The organism is Lysinibacillus sp. GW821-FHT14F06 (assembly GCF_058803665.1).
The window spans coordinates 33,677-51,941 of sequence record NZ_JBXAPF010000007.1 but is presented as its reverse complement, the minus strand read 5'-3'; the positions used below and the strand labels follow the sequence as shown (position 1 = coordinate 51,941).

Sequence of the window (18,265 nt, the reverse complement as noted above, 5' to 3'; positions counted from 1 at the left end):
ACGAATTCATAAAAGTAGTCGTATTTAAATGAAAAAGGTTACAGCCTCCATATTTTTATACTATTTAAAATATAAATTGAAGTCTATTAAGAACACGCTGTAAAAAGTATTGATGCTCACTTTGCTTTGTTCGAATATCCAAGGCGACATCTGGATGATCAGTAATCACACCGTTGACATTTTTCTCAATAAATTCATGTAATGAACGATCCTTATTTAACGTCCAGACAAATAAATCAATTTTCTGTTTCTTTAAATCGGCAATAAGCTCAGCTGTCACCCAAGATTCCTCAAGAGCAATAAAGTCTACTGATTCAACCATTGGTCCGATATTTAATGCATATACTATACCCACACGTAAATTGGGAGCCAGTTTTTTTAACTGAGTCATCATTTGTGGATCAGAGGATTGCACATAATATGAATCAAGCACCTTATAAGCTCGTAGCTTTTCCACTAACTTTGGCAGGGCATCTTCCGTTTCCTTCCCATGTACCTTTAACTCAATTAACAATGAAACATTTAGAGCCTTTGCAATTTCAATAAAATCATCCAAAGAGGAAATTTTATCGCTAAAACCATTTGCATGAATCGTCAGCGTCTTTAATTCGCCAAGTGTCATATTAGCAATCACACCATTTTTACCTGCTAATCTTCGTAAAGTTCGATCATGAAAGACCACGAACTCTCCATCAACTGTTTGCTGAATATCAATCTCGATTAAGTCGGCTCCAGCACTAGCTGCACTTACAAGACCGCTAATTGTATTTTCCACATTGCCTGCTGTATAGCCTCGATGAGCAATAATTTTTGTATCAGGTGCATAGACGCTTTTCTCTAAGGAGATGGTGTTCATCACACTTAAAGCAATAAAAACAGCTACTACAATAAATGACAGTGGTTTTAAACGTCTTTTCTTAAATTTCGGTACAAGCGTAAATTTGCCTAAAACCGATGTATTAAAGGTAATAGCCACCATAACTTGTGAATATGTTGCTTGCAGTAAAGTGAATAACACGACAAAAACCATTTCTAAAAATGCTAATGTCATCCCTGCTGTGATAAGAGCCATACTCGGCATAAAACGCTCTAAAATATACAATGGCAGAGTACCAATAATAGTTATTCCTACTAGGACAAGTAAATGACCAGTTAAAAGCATGGCCAATAAAACGAGGATTTCAAACAGACCACGTTTTGAAAAACGCCAGCTCTGTATCAATGATCGGAATATAGAAATTTTGGGTTGGACTGTAAAAATCGGTAATGTCAATATACTACGGATACCAACGATTACTAAAAAGCAGGCGACAACTGCATAGATTAATCTGCCCTCACGAGTACTCATAATCTCTTCCATCAAAAAACGAGGAATAGTAATAGCTTGAGTTAACGTTAAAGGTAACATAAACGAAGCTAATGGTAATAACAGAACAAGATAAACAATAAAAAAAAGTATTTGCACACTAAAAAAAGAAAAAACCTTTCGATTCAATCGCTGCCAAATATTTAGAAATCGGTATCGAATCCCTCTTTGCTGGTAAAAGGCCATTAAAAAAAGAAAGCCCATTTCATAATAAATAAAAAGCAACAACACTATTATTACCAAGCATATCATCAAAATGACAAATGGATGTGATATAAAGCTTTGAATATTTTGCTCAGTAATATGCGTATAACCTGTTACTCGTAGCATTAGTTTAAAGACAATCGTTGTCACTGGTAAAAAGAATAAAAACTGACATAACCGAATAAGCGCGAAAACCTGTATATAATCAAAGCGATAATGATATATATTGTAGATAGCATGTCGCATTACTTGTCCAGCTCTATGCATTTAAATCACCCCAGTCCATACTACCGTATTCCCCCATTTTCGCTTATTACACTTGTTTCTATATGATATGCTCTATATGCTAAATTACCTTAACAATAGAAATGAATTTGAATTTGTCCCATATCATATGCCAGAAAAACGCTTAAGATTTGTGTATTTATGGTGATTGGATATATTTTCTTGAAACTTTTAGATTGGTCATCCAGTAAATACTATAATGGCGAAGAATTTAAGGGGGTTATATAATAATGACGCAGAAGGGCTTTAACCTTGGGGATATTATTAGTACAAGTATAGTGCTGGTTATGTTCCTTGTTATATTTTTTGTTATGATTCATATGATAAAGAAAATGAAAGCTACTACTCCTCTGCCTCCACAGCAGACGCTACAGCAACAAGTGGATTCACTAACAAAGCGTGTACAAAACCTTGAACAGCAACTTGACAAACTATCCCGCACAAATAGGCAATAAGACGCCCACTTCTTGAAGCTAGAAAAAGAAGTGGGACATCCATTGCCCGAATAAGTTCCACAAAAACGATTCCTTGCGTAAACAGTAGCTTCCTACCTAGAATTGTTCCAAAAATTTAAAAAACCGCTGTTAGGATTAACCCTCACAGCGATTTGCGTAAACGATACGGCCATCAACAACCGTATAGACCACTTTTACGTATGGTATTTTTTCAATGTCAATTGTCAATAAATCCTCTTCGAAAATAGTGAAATCTGCGGTATAGCCTTCCTCAATCTTACCACGAATATGATTCTGACCTATTATCTGTGCTGCTCCAACAGTGTAGAGGTGCACTGCCTCATAGCGTGAAATCTTCTCAGGAGCATTATAGCCATTATGTGTCTCACCGAAATTTCGTCTTGTCACTGCTGCATAAATACCATGCAATGGATTTGGCACTTCAATCGGAGCATCACTGCCCCCTGCAACGATTACTCCACGATCTAAAAGCGATTTTAACGGATGCAGCCCTTGCGCTCGCCGTTCACCAAGTCTTGCTAGCTCTGCCTGAAACTCTCCCTGTACAAATTGTGGCTGCATATCGACTGCAACAGGTAAGGATGCTAATTTTGCTAAAAGATCGTCATCCACTAAACTACAATGAATAACACGATCTACTTGCCCGTGTGGTGGCGGATAATCCTTGAATACAGCTAAAATAGTTTCAATGGCTAAATCTCCAATTGCATGAACTGCCACAGTTTGTCTATGCTGACGTGCAAGTTGAACATATTCCTTTAACTGCTCAGTGGAATGAACAAGCATACCACTATTATTGAGTTCATCACAGTAAGGCTTACGAAGTGCAGCTGTTCGTCCTCCAAAAGCACCGTCAATAAAGATTTTCATGGCACCAAATTCTATATAGGGAGATGCTGTCTCCTGCATTTTAACAACTTCCTCAAATACTGTGTGATGCTGCAATAAATGCACCTTAAACGATTGTTGTGCGTCTACAACCTTTCGGAACGCATGAATCGGTTGCATTGGTGGACCATAATAGCTTAAATCCTCCGAATGACCACCTACTAAACCGAATGATTGTAGTGATGCAACAGCCTTTTTCAGTGCATCCTCAATATAGGCTGGTGTGATATGAGGCATGTTGTTTACAATCATATATAAAGCTACATCCTTTAAAACACCTGTTAGCTGTCCTTCTACTTTCTCTATAATGCCCCCCTTTGGCGAAGGAGTTTCATTGGTAATACCCGCAAAGGCGAGTGCCTTAGAATTGGCTAAAATTAAATGATGGCAGCAACGCTTTATAATAAGATGTGCTTCACCTAGAGCATCCAGCTCTATCAATGTAGGAAAAATAGGTTCATCAAATTGTGTTTCATTCAATCCGATGGCAATAACCCATTCATCCCTTGAAGCGGTTACCATCCTCTCACCAATAATAGTAAGCAGCTCTTCCTTATTTGTAACGTTCGATACATCGATATGCTTTAATTTTTCCCCATACCCAATTATATGTAAATGACTGTCCACAAAGCCTGGATACATAACACTTCCTTGTAAATCCTGTATAGAAGTAGCATATGGCGACAGACTATCAACTGAGCCTGTCGCTACTATTTTTCCATCCTTGACTAGGACAGCTTCAACTGTTTCGCCAACTTTCCCCATCGTGTAAATTTTCCCGCCTGTCCACAACGTTGCCAAAACAATTCGCCTCCTATGCAGTTGCTTCAATTAAACGAGCAGATTCTAAACGTCGGCGAACAATGACGCCAACCCATGCAGCAAGTACTGCTTTTGCTAAGCCTAGAATAATAAATGGCGCTGCACCTGACATAAATGCTCCCATCCAAGAAAGGTTCATCGCGAATTTCAACCATACTGTACCAAATGCTAAAGTAATAACCATCCCTATTACATTTGAAACAATCGCATGAGGAATTGTAAGACCAAATTTCTTTAAATAAAGCCCCATAATGATAGCTGTTGGTAAAAAGCCGACAATATAACCACCTGTAGGACCAAAGAGAATACTAGGACCGCCAGAAAAATTACTATAAACTGGTAAACCAGTCGCTCCAATTAAAATGTATAATAGCACTGATAATGTGCCAAGTCTTGTCCCTAAGATTGTTACAACTAAGCCAATTGCAAGTGTCTGCCCTGTAATGGGTACAGGTGATAACGGAATTGGAATACTGATTTGTGCCAAAACTGAAACAATAGCAGCTCCAAATGCTGTTAATACGTATTGATATGTACTACTCTTTTTCAAACTAAATTGCCTCCCCTTGTACGTTAACTACAACTTAAAATAAGTTAACACAAAGATTAAAGCAAATGAAAACCGTTGTCAATCAGTTTTGAAAAATTGCTATAAAAAAAATGAGATTACTATGGTGAGCTAGCTATTTCTTTACAATAAATTTATAAATACCCGCCTAAATATAGTAATAGCATCAAGAGAATAACCCCTTGTACACATCCTATAATCATCCATATTTTCTTTTTACTGATTTTTTTAGAATTCATACGCTCACCCCTTTAATTATGATTTTAAGTCCATCTAAAAAAACGTATTGATAGAACAATAAATACGAAGGCCATTCCTATTAGGATTATTATATTTAACCATATAGAATTGACTGATTGACCTGTCCAAGTAAATGTTAAAAGGTCATTTACATAGTGTAATGGTAAAGTTTTTGCCACAATTTTTAGAGGTAGAGGCAAAATTTGATAAGGAATTACTCCTCCTGATAAAAACGTTTGTAAGTTTAATGCTAAAACACTTATGCCAGCCGCTCCTTGCATTGTGGAACTAATGCCTGTTACTAAAATTCCAAACGAGAATAACGTTACCATGCTTAACACAATGGAAAAAATTACTGCTAATAGATAAATTGGTGGTTGTATATTGTAAATGAAATAACCACTAAAATAAGCAATAATAATACTAAAAAGGGAAATAATTACTCCTAATGAACAAAAAGATAGTATGATTCGAATAGAATGTAATGGCGTTATTTGATAAGTCTTCAGTAATTGGGATTCTTTATAGCTAACAATTCGAGTACCTAATGTAAATAAAGCTGTACTTAACAGACAAAGAGCTATCATATTTGGAATTAATAAAGTTTTATAGTCAATTTCGCCCACAGAAGAATTACCAAATAAAAATCCTAAAAAATAAATCATGACAAAGGGAAAAATAAAAGTCCAAATCAATGATTGTAAATCTCTTAAAAATAACTTCAATTCAATTAAAGTTAGCATGTAGATTGTCTTCATAACATCACCTCCCCTTTCAACTGAGGTAATTTGACAAACAAATCATCTAATGAACCCGTACTAAATCGAAAATCATCTACAATCCAGCCTTTAGTACTTATGAATTTGAAAAGCTCAAATGTCGTCCATTCAAGATTATTTGTAAAAATTTGAAGTAGATTATTTTTTGATTCTACTCTCGAGACACCAGCTATCTGTTGAATCAATGCTATATCTAATTGTTTACATGCTATTAATATAGATTTATCTTTGTTCAGGCTTTGAATAAGTTTTTGAGGCGTATCTAAACCAACTATGGAGCCATGATTCATTAATGCTATCCGATCACAAAGCTGTTCCGCCTCTTCCATATAATGTGTCGTCAACACAATTGTTGTTCCAGCATCTCTGAGGGAAAGAATCATTTTCCATAGTTCTCTTCTGGACTTTGGATCTAGCCCCGTACTTGGCTCATCAAGAAATACTATTGATGGCGAATGCAAAGTTGCTAAAGTTAAAAGTAATTTTTGTTTCCATCCTCCAGATAGATTTTTAAAATACGTATGACGAAACGGTTCCAATTTTAAATTTTCCAGTGCTTTTGTCGTATCAATCTGACGAGGATAAAAAGAGGCAAACAGCTCTACAGCCTCACCTACTTTAATTTTTGGCTGCAAATTTGTATGTTGGAACATTACACCAATGTTTTCCTTCAATTTTTTTGCATCTTTCCAAGGATCATAGCCGAGTACTGTTACTTTGCCAGACGAACATTCTTGCAAACCTTCTACAATTTCAATTGTTGTGGTTTTTCCAGCCCCATTCGGTCCAATTATGCCAAAGATTTCTCCTTTTTGAATGCTAAATGTTAAATCTTGAATGGCTTCAAAAGATCCAAAAGATTTTTTTACATTTTCTAACTGTATAACTGCTTCCATAACAATTCCCCTTTCATCTTTAAAAATAAAATATTTTTATTACCAAAGTGGTTTTTGAGGCTCCTGCATCGGATCATTTTCCTGTAAAGCAAATATATATGGGATGAGTATAAAATAAATTATAGGGATACTTAGTACATAAAAAGCTATTCCAATTAAAATATTTTGAAAATTAAAACTCGTAATAAATAAAAGCTGAAATAATGGTAGCTGTATTAACCCATTTAATCGCATCGATTTGTTTGTACGGTATTGTTTTTTTCCACAATGTTTACATTCAATTGGTTTCGCATTATTTTTCCAAAAAAGTGTGTGAACCTGCTTTTTAGTCCATGATTCTCCACATTGAATACAAACTGGTAAACCGTATTTTTTCTTTTTTAAATATTTTTTTATAAAACATGCCAAAACTAGATAAATAGAAAGTATTAAGATACCCTTTACAAAGTCATTTTCTAACAAGCCTAAAATACTCCATGTATCCGATTCCTGCTCCATATTTGCCGCTTGTTGACTTCCTACTTGTTGGTCTTTATTGTTTGATAGTAAAAAAACAAAGGAAATCAAAGTAATCGTAAACGTTGTAAGCACAACACGATATTGCCAAGAACTGCTTCTTCTTATACTTTTATGACGTACTTTTTGAGCGATTGCCTGTTTTTTTTCAGCTGTAAACTTAACCTCTCGAAGTTCTTTTAGTACCTCTTCTTTAAATTGATTCATGGCGTAACACCTCCCAATCATAATCTCCCATGGTTGTTGCCAGCTGTTTTCTAGCACGTTGCAAGCGTGTTCGTATTGTTGCTTCTGGACAACATACGAGCTGTGCAATTTCCACAGTTGTCATATCTTCAAAATAATAAAGAATAAGCACCTCTCTATAGGCAACTGATAAGGTAAATAACGCTTCCACCAGCTCTCGCTTAGTCGACCTGGCAAGAAATTCTTTTTCAGGTGTGACAGCCGTTGTACGTCCCGTTATTTTTTCTAGCAGTGTTAATCGTTTACTTTTCCAACTTCGTAAATAATCGTGGCTCCGATTAACTGTCATTTTCACTAAATATGTACGTAAGGATGATTCCTGGCGAAACTGCTCCTGCTTTTGATAAAAGGCAATCAATACATCCTGCACAATGTCCTCAGCTGTTGCTGTATTTTTGACATATAGATAAGCAACCTTGAGTAAATAGTCACCGTGCACCTCGATAATCTTTTCTATATCCATTATTGCCCTCACCTACTTTCTAAACTACTGACGGATGTCAATTCACTTCCGATTCATAATTTTTAAATTTTCTTTTTTCCCCAATAAAAACAACCCGTAATGATTAATTACGGGTCACTTACATTATTGGGTAAAATAAATAATTAGATTCCTATTTCTCTCATTTTTGCTGTCACTTTATTCACTCTATCATCCATATCTGTGTTAGTGTATTTTTCGAGACGCATCTCACTAACAATCATTCCATCACGCATAAACAGGATTCGCTCCGTTCTAGCAGCAACCTTCGGATCATGCGTCACAAGCATAATAGCAGTACCCTCTGCGTTTATTTCAGAAATAATGTTCATGATTTCCTGTGCAGATTTGGAGTTAAGAGCTCCTGTCGGTTCATCACCGAATATAATGGCAGGATTACTCATTAGCGCACGGCATATGCCAGCGCGTTGAAGCTGGCCTCCCGAAACCTGCGTAATATCCCGTTTTTCCAACTCTGCAATTCCAACTCTTGTCATCACGGCTCTAGCCCGTTTGATAATTCCCTCACCGTTTTTTCGATTATCTCGCATGGCGGGTAGAATAATATTATCTAAAATATTTAAATTTTTCAGCAAAGTTGGCTGCTGAAAAATAAAACCCATCTTGGTTCTACGTATGTCGGCAAGCTCCTTTTCACTGAATGCTGATAAATCACTGCCATTAAAAGTAACCTTTCCGCTATCAATATGATCCATACCGCTTAGTGCAAACAACAATGTTGATTTTCCTGATCCTGATGGTCCCATGATTGAGATGAACTCACCCTCATTTATCTCAACAGACACGTCCTTAAGAACAGGATGATTTTCATTACTTGCTCTAAAAGATTTTACGATCTTTTCACCTATAATAATCTTCTGCATAATCTACTCCTTTATATTATCAGTTATTTTTATCTGACCTGCGCTAACCGTACTGATAACCGTTGCTACTAGTACAGTACACCCCATCACCAATGGACATAATAGATAGGCAGAAAGTGGATTAACAATGAATGTAAACGACGCTGCTCCAAATGAGGCAATAACTGCACTTGCTAGTAGCTCGCCAAGCGTATTAGCTAAAAGCGTTCCTAAAACAATACCTACAATGAGGACAAATAACGAACGGGCTACATATTGGATGGTTATATCCGTATTTGTAAAGCCCAAAGACTTCATTATCGCAATTGAGTGTCTATCCTTTGCAATCAGCATTTTCATAAATAATAATGTCACCAAGATTGATAGAATTAGGGCTATAATGACTGATATAGAGGACGCTTTCCCAATAGAGCCTATCGTTGAGCCAAACGTCTGTGTAATATAATCGTCTATGCCCGAAATCTTTGCAAATTGAAAGCTATCTGTGTACTCAGAAATTTTCGTTTCAGTCAATGCTTTATCATTAAGCTCTACATAAATAACACTCCACATTGTATCCGCCTGTAAGTCAGAGAAAGCCGCCTTCGCTGTTTTACCACCGTTCGTAATATCGGAATAGGTTCCAGATACGATGAGGTTTCTCTCCTCTCCATCGACTAACAGGGTCATGTAATCTCCGACCTTTTTCCCTAATTCCTCAGCGTTCATCACTGACAGCGCAATTTCATCTTGTGAAACAGGTGCTTTCCCTTCTGCATACCTAAGCGGGAAAATCGAGTGGTCACCAAGTTCAATTTTTATACTTTCCTTAGAGCCATTCGTTGTCTTCACATTGAAAGTTTTGGTCGTAAGCACAGCATATTTAGAAATCGTGCTGTCACCATTCAATGTTGCTACAATTTCCTTAGCTTTTTTCGGAATATTGTCTGTCTGCTGAATATCTATACGCAAATCACTGCTCCCTACTCCCATATAGGTGATGAAGCTTTTAGAGGAAATCGTATTGTATAGATTTTGTGGAACGATGATGATAAATGTTGACATTACAAGTACCGCAAGCATGGTCATGTAAAGTCTTTTTCTAGAAAGAACATCCTTTATCCCTAAAAATAGATTCGTATTTAGTAGTCGATTTTTGCTAAGATAAAAGCCTTTAGTGCCAGAGGATTTTCCGTGTGAAAAACCAAACCGCAGAGCCTCCGCTGCAGAGATTTTTCGAAAACCTCTTAGTACATTACCCACATAAGCGATCATTACAAAAAACACTATAAGTACACCAATTATTCCAAAAAATAAAGCCAAAAATGCATTTTCACTCACTCCCATATAAAGCCTTATGTTTTCAAGAAGCATACCCTTGAATACAAAGGATAGGGCAAAGCCAAGTGAACAGCCAACTGCTGCAATCATTGCGTATTTTGCGAAATAAATTTTTTTAATATCTGAAACACGTAGCCCTATGGCTTTCATAACACCTATTTCTCGGTAATCATCCTCAATTTTTGCAAGCAGCGTAAATCGTATACACATAAATGTGATTGTGACGACAAGAACACTTATTAGAAGTATGACTGCTATCATTAGACCATCAGAAATGGCATTCAACATTTTGAAAAGTGGATATGTAATTGTCGGACCATTTGCTTCAAGTCCTGCGGAAGTGTAAGCAGTTTCGAATGTGCCTATATCAGATATATCCTTTAATCTAAACTCAATTAAATATTCTGTAGTTCCGTAACTCTTTATTGTTGCATAATCATGCTCACTCACCAAAAACCTTTTTGATGAGGCAAGTAATGAATTCATCTGCGAATCACGAAGAAATCCTGCAACGATGAATTTCTTCTTATTATCTAGAACAATCGTATCTCCAATGTTTGCAGTGCCATCCTTCATATAGCCTACTGGCACATATACCTCTCCATCTGCAACCTCTATCACCTGTCCGTCAAGATCCAGGAGATAATCAAATGTTTCACTTTGCGTCGTGAAGCCATTGTCCTGAACATTGCCTGCAAGTGATATTCCATCAATAACGATATGTGCTCCATCAACATTGAGAAATTCAAGCACCTGAAATTCTTTGACATTGCTATTATTGTTAGCGAAGTTTTCTAATCTATCCCAATCAATTTCACCTGAATGCATCTGCAGAAAATGCGGTGTTTTCGATTGCTTCATAAGCGTATCTATCGCACCTGAAAGATTCACCATTAATATGGCTGAAAGGGAAACAAGCAATGCTGCAGCAGCCACAAATATAATCGTGGTCAATGATATTAATTTGCTTTTTGCCATATCATTACGAATTATTCTGTAATACATATGTCACCTCTTTTACTTATTTATGGAAGAATGCCTTACACAAAATTTATTATTCACTGTTTTCATTTCCAAACATCTTCATCATATACATGAGACTTCCACTTTCAACACCAAGTAACCTTTCTACGTTGAATACTAACGCAACTATTCGTGAAGTGCGCTCTTCGTCTGTTAAATGAACCATATCATCATCAAAAATGGTATTCGAATACGCCACTATCATTTCCATGCATTCATACGGATACGGTGTGCTAAATAATCCTTGCTCAATGCCTTCACGAATGATATTCGCCAGAATAGATGGCACATTGTTAAAAATAATTTTTTGAATCTTCTGGTGCATCAAAGCATTCTGAGGTTTGTGAATATGCTCCATGATTTCCTTGCTATCCCCCCCGCTAATGTTCAAAGCCATTACAACTCGAATCATTCGCTCATTTACTGGAATACTTTTATCTGTACCAATTTCCTTTGCCGCTTCTAAAATCGTGTCTGTCATCCGATCAATTAATGCGTCCATAATATCCTCTTTTGACTTAAAGTGATAATACAGCGTTCCTCGTGCGATTCCGACCTTCTCAAGAATATCGTTTGTGCTAGTACCATCAAAGCCCTTCTGGTTAAATAGCTCCTCTGCCACATCAAGAATTTCATTTCGACGCTCTTGTGCTTTTTTTATCGTTCTCATGGCTATAACTCCCTTCAATAGACCGACTGTCTGTCTATTTGATTTCATAGTATCATACAACTGGGTTCGTTTACAATATCTTCTATAGAGAAATTAGAAAACATTTTTTAAAGAGATACTCAACTGCATCAAGACAATAAAAAAATCTGCAAGTGCTCGGCGTGTATCCCGCGAAAACAAGCAGATTTTTAAAATTTAAAGACAACGCTTACATCAAAAAGGAGACAAACTTTCAGAAAAGCGCTTATCATTATCAATCATTTCCAATATCACTATGTTGTTTAAAGACAGTAATTTGATTACGCCCATTGCGTTTTGAGGCATAGAGTGCAGTATCAGCCTGATGAATGAGCTCTTCGACTTTTGTTACCTGCCCTTTGTTATTGATGCTCACGCCAATACTAAACTCTAAATGAATTGCTTCATCTTTTATGATTAAAGATAAAGATGCTAATTTATTATAGAGGTTTTCTGCCAATGTTTGGGCAGATTCCCCCACCTTTAATTGACTAAGAACAATAAATTCATCTCCTCCAAAACGTGCAACAATCGATTCAAAAGGTTGGAAAAATTCCTTTAATGTTGTAGCTGTAAAGGTCAATGCATCATCACCAAACAAATGACCATTCCTATCATTAATGGCTTTAAAATGATCTAGATCAACCATTAGTAACGCTAACTGCTGTTTTTCAGATGCAGCTTTCTGCACCATTTTTACTGCGTGCTCATCAAAATAGCGTCGGTTATAGATATTCGTTAACGGATCAATATAAGAGGATTTTTCTAGTTGCTTTTTCTCGTCATTATACTCCATTTCAAATAACACATGTGTATAATTCTCCCGTTGAATTTCTAGCAAAATATTAATATACTCCTTCTGAATTGCACACAATACTAATTTATTTCCCTGTTCCTCAATTAGCTTCACTAAAGAATTGTAAATGATTTGTAGCAAAGCAAGATCATTATTTTGGAGGGCATAGTGCTTTGATTTTTGATATAAATCGATGGCCTCTCCAATGCGTCCCTGTCTTTCATAAAGCAAAGCATTGGCATTCATAATCTCCAACTGTACCTTGGAATACGGAGGTTTCTGAATAGTTGCCAGTAGCTCTTGTAAGACTTCATGTGCTTTTTCAAATTCCTCAAGCCAAATTTGCGCAACGGCTAAGTTAATTTTAGGATGGATAATTCCTGTATACGGATTGTCATGCTTCGTCTCAAAAGCATTTGCATAATATAAGCTCTTTAACGCGAATTCCTTTGCTGTTTGATAGCTTCCTAATGCAATTTCTAAATCACTTAAATTATTATATATTTTCCCCATGCTTTCTACATGTTGAATGCGCTCAGCAATCTTAAGTCCCTTTAGCATAAGCTCCTCAGATTTTTTTAAATGACCAAATGTTCCCCAGTAGATGGCCGCTAAAATATAATAGTGTATTAAATCAATATCATTGCCATATTGAAAGGTTAATTCACGATATTGCTCAAGTACACTGATGGAAATCTGCAAATCACCTGTTTGAAAATAACTGGCACAGCGATACCGTAATAAAAGGATTGCTTTATCGTACATCTCAAGTACAATTGCACTTTCGATTGCGGCACTACTTAATTCGATATATTCTAAAAAGCGATTCGCATTATATAATTCATTTAGCGTAATCCATAATTCTTCAAACTCCTGTGTATTCATACCGCCCCTCCTCATTTAACCCCTTACATCTTTAATACTACCTTTACTAATAAAATATTACAATTCTTTGGACTCATTTATTTTCAAATTAATGAGTAATTTAACCCAAATAAAAATCCAACTGAATATATCCTCCTAAGAATTTTTAAATCTAAATAAAATCCTCTGAGACTAATAATGATAACAGTACACAAAACTATAATTTTCTGACAAAGAAAAAACAAGCCTCTTTTTTAGAGACTTGCTACGATTCTTGCAAACCTAATATCACCTTTAATTGTTCCGATCTTTTTTGATTAAGATGTATAACCCCATATTCCATTTTTTGCAGATAAAGTGTCTGACCATAGCTGAGCCAAACATCAACTCTAACTCCCTCTAGCATAAAAGAATACTCTGGTGGTTGTTTCAATTTATTATTATTATCTGGAGTTTGCCAATCTGTTTGGTTGAAAAATTGAATGATTTCCTGTTCATTTTGAATAGTAAGCTTCTTCGTTACAGTAGGCTCAATCCATTCAATACTGTTTAAAAAACCATTTGTAACCTCTGCACCATTTTCTTCATATGACATACTTCCTGATGATTCTAATGAAATGTAATCTCCTACCTTGACAGGAGAATTATCCAAGATTGGATACCATGTTGCATTATTATATTTCTTAATAATTTGATCCTCAGATAGCTTTGTCAGATCCTCAGGGATGGCACCCTCCACAAATAAAAAAGCATTTGTCTCTATTTTAATGACCGTTCCAACGTAAATCGAGCCTTGTGAGTGTGTACGATTATCGATACCCATTTTTTTCTGAAATGCTGTTGACTGTTCAGCAAAATGAGTTTGAAAATAACGAAGGGCGTCTCTTGCAGCGATTTGATCTGCTGTTCCAGCTAAGCTTGGATATTTTTTTTCATAAAATGCATTCAGCTCTTTTCTAGCTGCATAAAACGGTATCAGGGGCTCAATATACGTCTTAAAATATTGTTTTAGTCCTAGCCCTTGAAAAAGCTCCACATATTGCGGGGATTCTTGTAGCATGACAAGCTCGTCATAGCGTGCCTTTTTTTCTGCCTCTAGCTCTTCCTTGGTAGATGTCTTACCTAATGATTTTGCAAAATAATAATAGGCAACTAGCTGCTCATATTTTTGATAGGCCTCCCTCTTAGAAAATTCCTCACCTTGTTCCGGCCACATCAAATATACAACATGTTCAAAGTGCTCAAACTGCTTTTCGTTAAACATCTGGGCTGCTTGCTTTGTATCCTTATTTAACAGTTGCGCCATCACAAATCCTGCTAAGCATAAAGTCACAACGGCAGTTAATAGTGCGAAACGAATGGGCTTTTTTGGTTTGACAGACTGCTGCCGCAGAACGTGTTTTTTGATACGTTCCTTACTCGTTGACATATCACCAGCTACCTTCACTAATTCCTTTTGCCATTCATTCATGCCCAAGCACCTCCCATTCCTCCTGCTTTAAATGAGGCTTCAGGGCTTCCCTTGCCCTTTTCAGCCTTGTTTTCACAGTATTTTCTACAATTCCTAGAACCTGTGCTATTTCAGCTATCTTCATTTCTTCATAATAGTAAAGGATTATGGGCTCTCTATAGGATAACGGTAGTTTTAAGATAGCTGCCCCTATATGCGATCTTTCCTCCGCTTCAATCAGTTCATCTCGCTGTTTTTTTGCCTGCACTGGAAGAATTTTTTCTTGTAAAATTAATTTTTTATAATGCCAGCTTTTTAAATAATCCTTACTTTTATTAATGGTTAATGTGGATAAATAAGCACGTAGCTGCCCACGCTCCTCATAGTCGTGCTGTGAAAATTTGATAAAGACCTCCTGTACGATGTCCTCTGCGACGTGCCTACTTTTCACGTAGAAATAGGCGAGACGAAGTAAATGCTCTGCATGTTCATCCATTATTTTTTCAAGTATGCCGTCCACCTCCCCCTCTTACACTATAAACGACTGCCAATTAATGACCGTTTCACTTTCTTATCAATATTTTCTTGACCTTGGAGCACACTCCAATGTTAGGATAAATTCAGGAGGTAGTTAGATGAAAATTAAACAGTTTGCTGAGAAATATCAATTAACAACCGATACAGTGCGCTACTACGAGAAGGAAGGGCTACTGTATCCACATAAACTCGACAATGGCTATCGCGTGTATGATGACACTTGTGAAAATACGATTAAATTAATACTAGTATTAAGACAGCTTGGCTTTACACTACAGGAAATCAAGCAATTACTGATGCTGGATCAAAAGCCTGTTTCAGAATCCTGCAATCAAGAAACCGTTCAGCTATTCTCTGCAAAAATCGCCCATATTGAACAACAATTATTGTTTTATCAGCAGGCACTCCAATCCTTACAGCTAACGAAGACTTTGATGGCTGATGGGAAGTATGCAGAAAATCAAGTGGTAATCGCCTCGCTCATCGAAGATATGTATCAAAAATTACAGGAAGGTCGTGGTCATTATGAAACTACGTAAAATTATTTCTCTTGAATATTTACTAGCATTTTTAATCAGTCTATTTTTCTATTGGCAGTTTGACTTTTCATTATTCTATTTTTTCTTATTTTTATTGCTTCCTGATATCAGTATGCTTGGCTATATTGTCAACACTAAAGTTGGGGCTTTATTTTACAATATAGGTCATAGCTTAATACTGCCAGCAATTCTAATGATGATTGGCTTTGCCATGATATCTACTCCGCTTCTAATGACATCAATTATTTGGCTAGCCCATATCTTTTTAGATCGTGCGCTTGGCTACGGCTTAAAATATGATGAAGCCTTTAAGAAAACACATTTACAGCAAATAGCTTAAAATAAACCCGTGGAGGTCCGCACATGCTGCTGTTAAATTTAGCTCTTCGCTTTTTATTAGAAATTTGTCTGTTAATCGCGCTTGGGTATTGGGGTATGCAAACAGGTAAAGGATGGTTTTTAAAAATATGCCTTGGCATCGGTGTACCTATGATAATCGCTTTTATCTGGGCACTTTTCGGCTCATCAAAAGCAACGATGCCTTTAAATGGGGCCTTCCATTTCATGCTGGAATTTGTAATGTTCTCTTTAGCTGTAATTGCTTTGTATACAGCGGGACAAAAGCAATTAGCTTCGATTTTTGCTATACTAATTATCATTAATCAGATCTTATTAACTTTTTTTAATCAACGAGCATAATAAAAAATCCACTTTTAAAAACGTGGATTTTTTAGTCTTTTTGATAGTACATGTAAACCTTTTTAAGATTAGCATGATAAAATTCCTTTAGTGATACTATTGTATGGATAACCATATGTTGCACTTGCATTAAAATTGATAAAAAGTTGACAGGATTGTAGATCGATACATGTAAATCCTCCATCGCTATACCTAGGAAAGCTATTTTTTCTTTTGTCGCTTGGTGAATTTTACTTTTCTTTTGGAACCTTGGCTTTGCAATCGCTGTAAAAAACACTCTCTTTAGGATGTAAAGTAAAATAGTCGATTTCCAGCGTCATTCACAATCCTCCCAAGCGGTTTTTACCTATTACATTAAAATAAAAATCCACTCTATAACAGAATGGATTTTCAAAATCTATTAAATAAATCGCTTAAACAGCGTTTCATATAAAGCCACAATTAATACGCCACCAAATACAGGAAGGAGAGAACTAAAGCTGAAATAAAACCCCTCCTCACTATAGTCACCAAAGAATTGAAATTGTAGCCATGACACACCATATGTTTCACCTACACCATATAAAAAACTGGTGCTAAATAAAAACAACGCGAAACATTTTATACACTCATTGCGCTTCATACCATTCACCTCACTTATTGATGGTCATTTGGTTGGCATACGCGACTAAATCTTCTTTTGATAGCTCTGGATTTTCTCTAATAATATTGTATTGGTACCCCTTTTCCTGCCAGCTAATCGTTAAAAACTCACCTAGCTCCATGTAGGTACCTTGCTTCCCACGCACCTCAATCGGTTTTTCATCTTGAACGCCACCAAACTCCGTATAACTTCCAGTCATTTTAAACACTGAAACTGAGAAAGCAGGCTGTTCATCCTTTTGATATTCTAATGAAAACTCTGGACGTTCCTCCACCTTCATATCTTGAATTGTCGTTAATGTTACCCCATTTTCTTCTGGCACCATTAAAAATTCACCAAGCTGCTCCTTCACTACATCTAGTGTTACTGCCTCAGGTTCCTGTGCAGTTATTTCTTCTATTTTAACATCATCTGGAATATCCAAGGTAAATTGCGCTTCATCAATTTTTTTATCAATATCTATTTTGGTATATTCCGTAACCATTTTACTCCCAGCGCTATTGGTTACTGTTTTTAATGTTAGCCATGTTTTTTTATCAATCCATACTTCCATATCGCCCATTAATGTATCAGCATTTTTAGCTTTCGCTACCACTTTGTACGTATTTCTGCCTGCAATTTTCTCTTCGCCGTCAATCTTCACATCATGTGTATTTTTCACCATATTAAATAGAATTTCCGCCTGATCCTTCGGTGATTGTAAGCCATCCAAATCACCTTCCTTGAAATTCATCGTCTGAGCCGTTTTTTCAACCACATCATACAAAATAATTTGAGAACCATTATTGACAGAGATGAAATGCTCCCCATTTTCAGTTGTCATGTCAATACGTCTTTTACCATCCTTAGACCACTCCTTGACATGAACCATTCCACCAACTTCGCCCATGTCCATTGTATATTCGCCGTAATAAGTAAGTGGTTCTTTTGTTTCCTGTAACGCTTGATCAATAATCTCCTGTGGTGAATATGGTGTCTCCGAATTACAACCAACTAAGCTAAATGTAAGTGCGGCAACTAAACCTGCCGCACGTAGTGTTTTTTTCCAATTCATA

The 18,265-nt window shown here is 36.4% G+C and carries 19 protein-coding genes; 4 read left to right on the top strand and 15 right to left on the bottom strand.

The genetic code is table 11. From position 1 onward, the window contains the following. Positions 1–64 precede the first annotated feature (64 nt). Positions 65–1,837: a glycerophosphoryl diester phosphodiesterase membrane domain-containing protein gene (locus AC1RNS_RS08535; protein WP_492991912.1), complete on the bottom strand. Its 1,773-nt coding sequence runs from the start codon at positions 1,835–1,837 to the stop codon at positions 65–67. 248 nt (positions 1,838–2,085) lie between these two features. On the opposite strand from AC1RNS_RS08535, the gene AC1RNS_RS08530 reads away from it, so the two are divergent. Continuing rightward, a complete protein-coding gene (locus tag AC1RNS_RS08530; protein WP_492991910.1) occupies positions 2,086–2,310 on the top strand; it encodes a hypothetical protein in 225 nt (74 codons plus the stop codon). Between the two features lie 135 nt (positions 2,311–2,445). On the opposite strand, the gene AC1RNS_RS08525 is transcribed toward AC1RNS_RS08530, so the two are convergent. From AC1RNS_RS08525 to AC1RNS_RS08470, 12 genes are all read right to left on the bottom strand, one after another. Further along, entirely contained in the window at positions 2,446–4,020 is a 1,575-nt protein-coding gene (locus AC1RNS_RS08525; protein ID WP_492991908.1) for an amidohydrolase, read from the bottom strand. Between the two features lie 13 nt (positions 4,021–4,033). Next, entirely contained in the window at positions 4,034–4,591 is a 558-nt protein-coding gene (locus AC1RNS_RS08520) for a biotin transporter BioY (protein ID WP_286924925.1), read from the bottom strand. A 281-nt stretch (positions 4,592–4,872) separates the two neighbouring features. Beyond that, positions 4,873–5,607, bottom strand: a complete 735-nt coding sequence (locus AC1RNS_RS08515) for an ABC transporter permease (RefSeq protein WP_492991906.1) — start codon at positions 5,605–5,607, stop codon at positions 4,873–4,875. Further along, positions 5,604–6,524: an ABC transporter ATP-binding protein gene (locus tag AC1RNS_RS08510; protein WP_492991904.1), complete on the bottom strand. Its 921-nt coding sequence runs from the start codon at positions 6,522–6,524 to the stop codon at positions 5,604–5,606. The genes AC1RNS_RS08515 and AC1RNS_RS08510 overlap by 4 nt, the downstream gene beginning before the upstream one ends. A 39-nt stretch (positions 6,525–6,563) precedes the next feature. Beyond that, positions 6,564–7,247, bottom strand: coding sequence for a TIGR04104 family putative zinc finger protein (locus AC1RNS_RS08505; protein ID WP_492991903.1), 684 nt, complete (start codon positions 7,245–7,247; stop codon positions 6,564–6,566). Further along, positions 7,234–7,749, bottom strand: a complete 516-nt coding sequence (locus tag AC1RNS_RS08500; protein WP_492991901.1) for a sigma-70 family RNA polymerase sigma factor — start codon at positions 7,747–7,749, stop codon at positions 7,234–7,236. Before AC1RNS_RS08500 ends, AC1RNS_RS08505 begins: the two co-directional genes overlap by 14 nt. A gap of 143 nt (positions 7,750–7,892) precedes the next feature. Further along, positions 7,893–8,651: an ABC transporter ATP-binding protein gene (locus AC1RNS_RS08495; protein WP_492991899.1), complete on the bottom strand. Its 759-nt coding sequence runs from the start codon at positions 8,649–8,651 to the stop codon at positions 7,893–7,895. Between the two features lie 3 nt (positions 8,652–8,654). After that, a complete protein-coding gene (locus tag AC1RNS_RS08490; RefSeq protein WP_492991898.1) occupies positions 8,655–10,976 on the bottom strand; it encodes an ABC transporter permease in 2,322 nt (773 codons plus the stop codon). A 49-nt stretch (positions 10,977–11,025) separates the two neighbouring features. Then, on the bottom strand, positions 11,026–11,664 hold the full coding sequence (locus AC1RNS_RS08485; RefSeq protein WP_492991896.1) for a TetR/AcrR family transcriptional regulator: 639 nt from the start codon (positions 11,662–11,664) through the stop codon (positions 11,026–11,028). Positions 11,665–11,917: 253 nt separating this feature from the next. Next, complete coding sequence (locus tag AC1RNS_RS08480) at positions 11,918–13,363, bottom strand: tetratricopeptide repeat-containing diguanylate cyclase (protein ID WP_492991895.1); 1,446 nt, start codon at positions 13,361–13,363, stop codon at positions 11,918–11,920. Between the two features lie 244 nt (positions 13,364–13,607). Then, entirely contained in the window at positions 13,608–14,813 is a 1,206-nt protein-coding gene (locus AC1RNS_RS08475; protein ID WP_492991894.1) for a hypothetical protein, read from the bottom strand. Then, positions 14,806–15,312, bottom strand: coding sequence for a sigma-70 family RNA polymerase sigma factor (locus AC1RNS_RS08470; protein ID WP_492991892.1), 507 nt, complete (start codon positions 15,310–15,312; stop codon positions 14,806–14,808). Before AC1RNS_RS08470 ends, AC1RNS_RS08475 begins: the two co-directional genes overlap by 8 nt. Positions 15,313–15,427: 115 nt before the next feature. On the opposite strand from AC1RNS_RS08470, the gene AC1RNS_RS08465 reads away from it, so the two are divergent. The 3 genes from AC1RNS_RS08465 to AC1RNS_RS08455 are packed head-to-tail and all read left to right on the top strand — an operon-like array spanning position 15,428 to position 16,567. Beyond that, positions 15,428–15,868 carry a MerR family transcriptional regulator gene (locus AC1RNS_RS08465; protein WP_492991890.1) on the top strand — a complete coding sequence of 147 codons (441 nt, stop codon included), beginning with the start codon at positions 15,428–15,430 and terminating at the stop codon, positions 15,866–15,868. Beyond that, a complete protein-coding gene (locus AC1RNS_RS08460) occupies positions 15,855–16,208 on the top strand; it encodes a DUF4260 domain-containing protein (protein WP_492991889.1) in 354 nt (117 codons plus the stop codon). The genes AC1RNS_RS08465 and AC1RNS_RS08460 overlap by 14 nt, the downstream gene beginning before the upstream one ends. Positions 16,209–16,231: 23 nt before the next feature. Continuing rightward, complete coding sequence (locus AC1RNS_RS08455; protein ID WP_492991887.1) at positions 16,232–16,567, top strand: YrdB family protein; 336 nt, start codon at positions 16,232–16,234, stop codon at positions 16,565–16,567. A 400-nt stretch (positions 16,568–16,967) separates the two neighbouring features. Here AC1RNS_RS08455 and AC1RNS_RS08450 read toward each other — a convergent pair whose 3' ends face one another. Both AC1RNS_RS08450 and AC1RNS_RS08445 read right to left on the bottom strand, forming a co-directional pair. After that, positions 16,968–17,189, bottom strand: a complete 222-nt coding sequence (locus tag AC1RNS_RS08450; protein ID WP_492991886.1) for a hypothetical protein — start codon at positions 17,187–17,189, stop codon at positions 16,968–16,970. A gap of 10 nt (positions 17,190–17,199) precedes the next feature. Then, positions 17,200–18,264, bottom strand: a complete 1,065-nt coding sequence (locus tag AC1RNS_RS08445; protein WP_492991884.1) for a LolA family protein — start codon at positions 18,262–18,264, stop codon at positions 17,200–17,202. Between the last annotated feature and the right edge of the window lies 1 nt (position 18,265).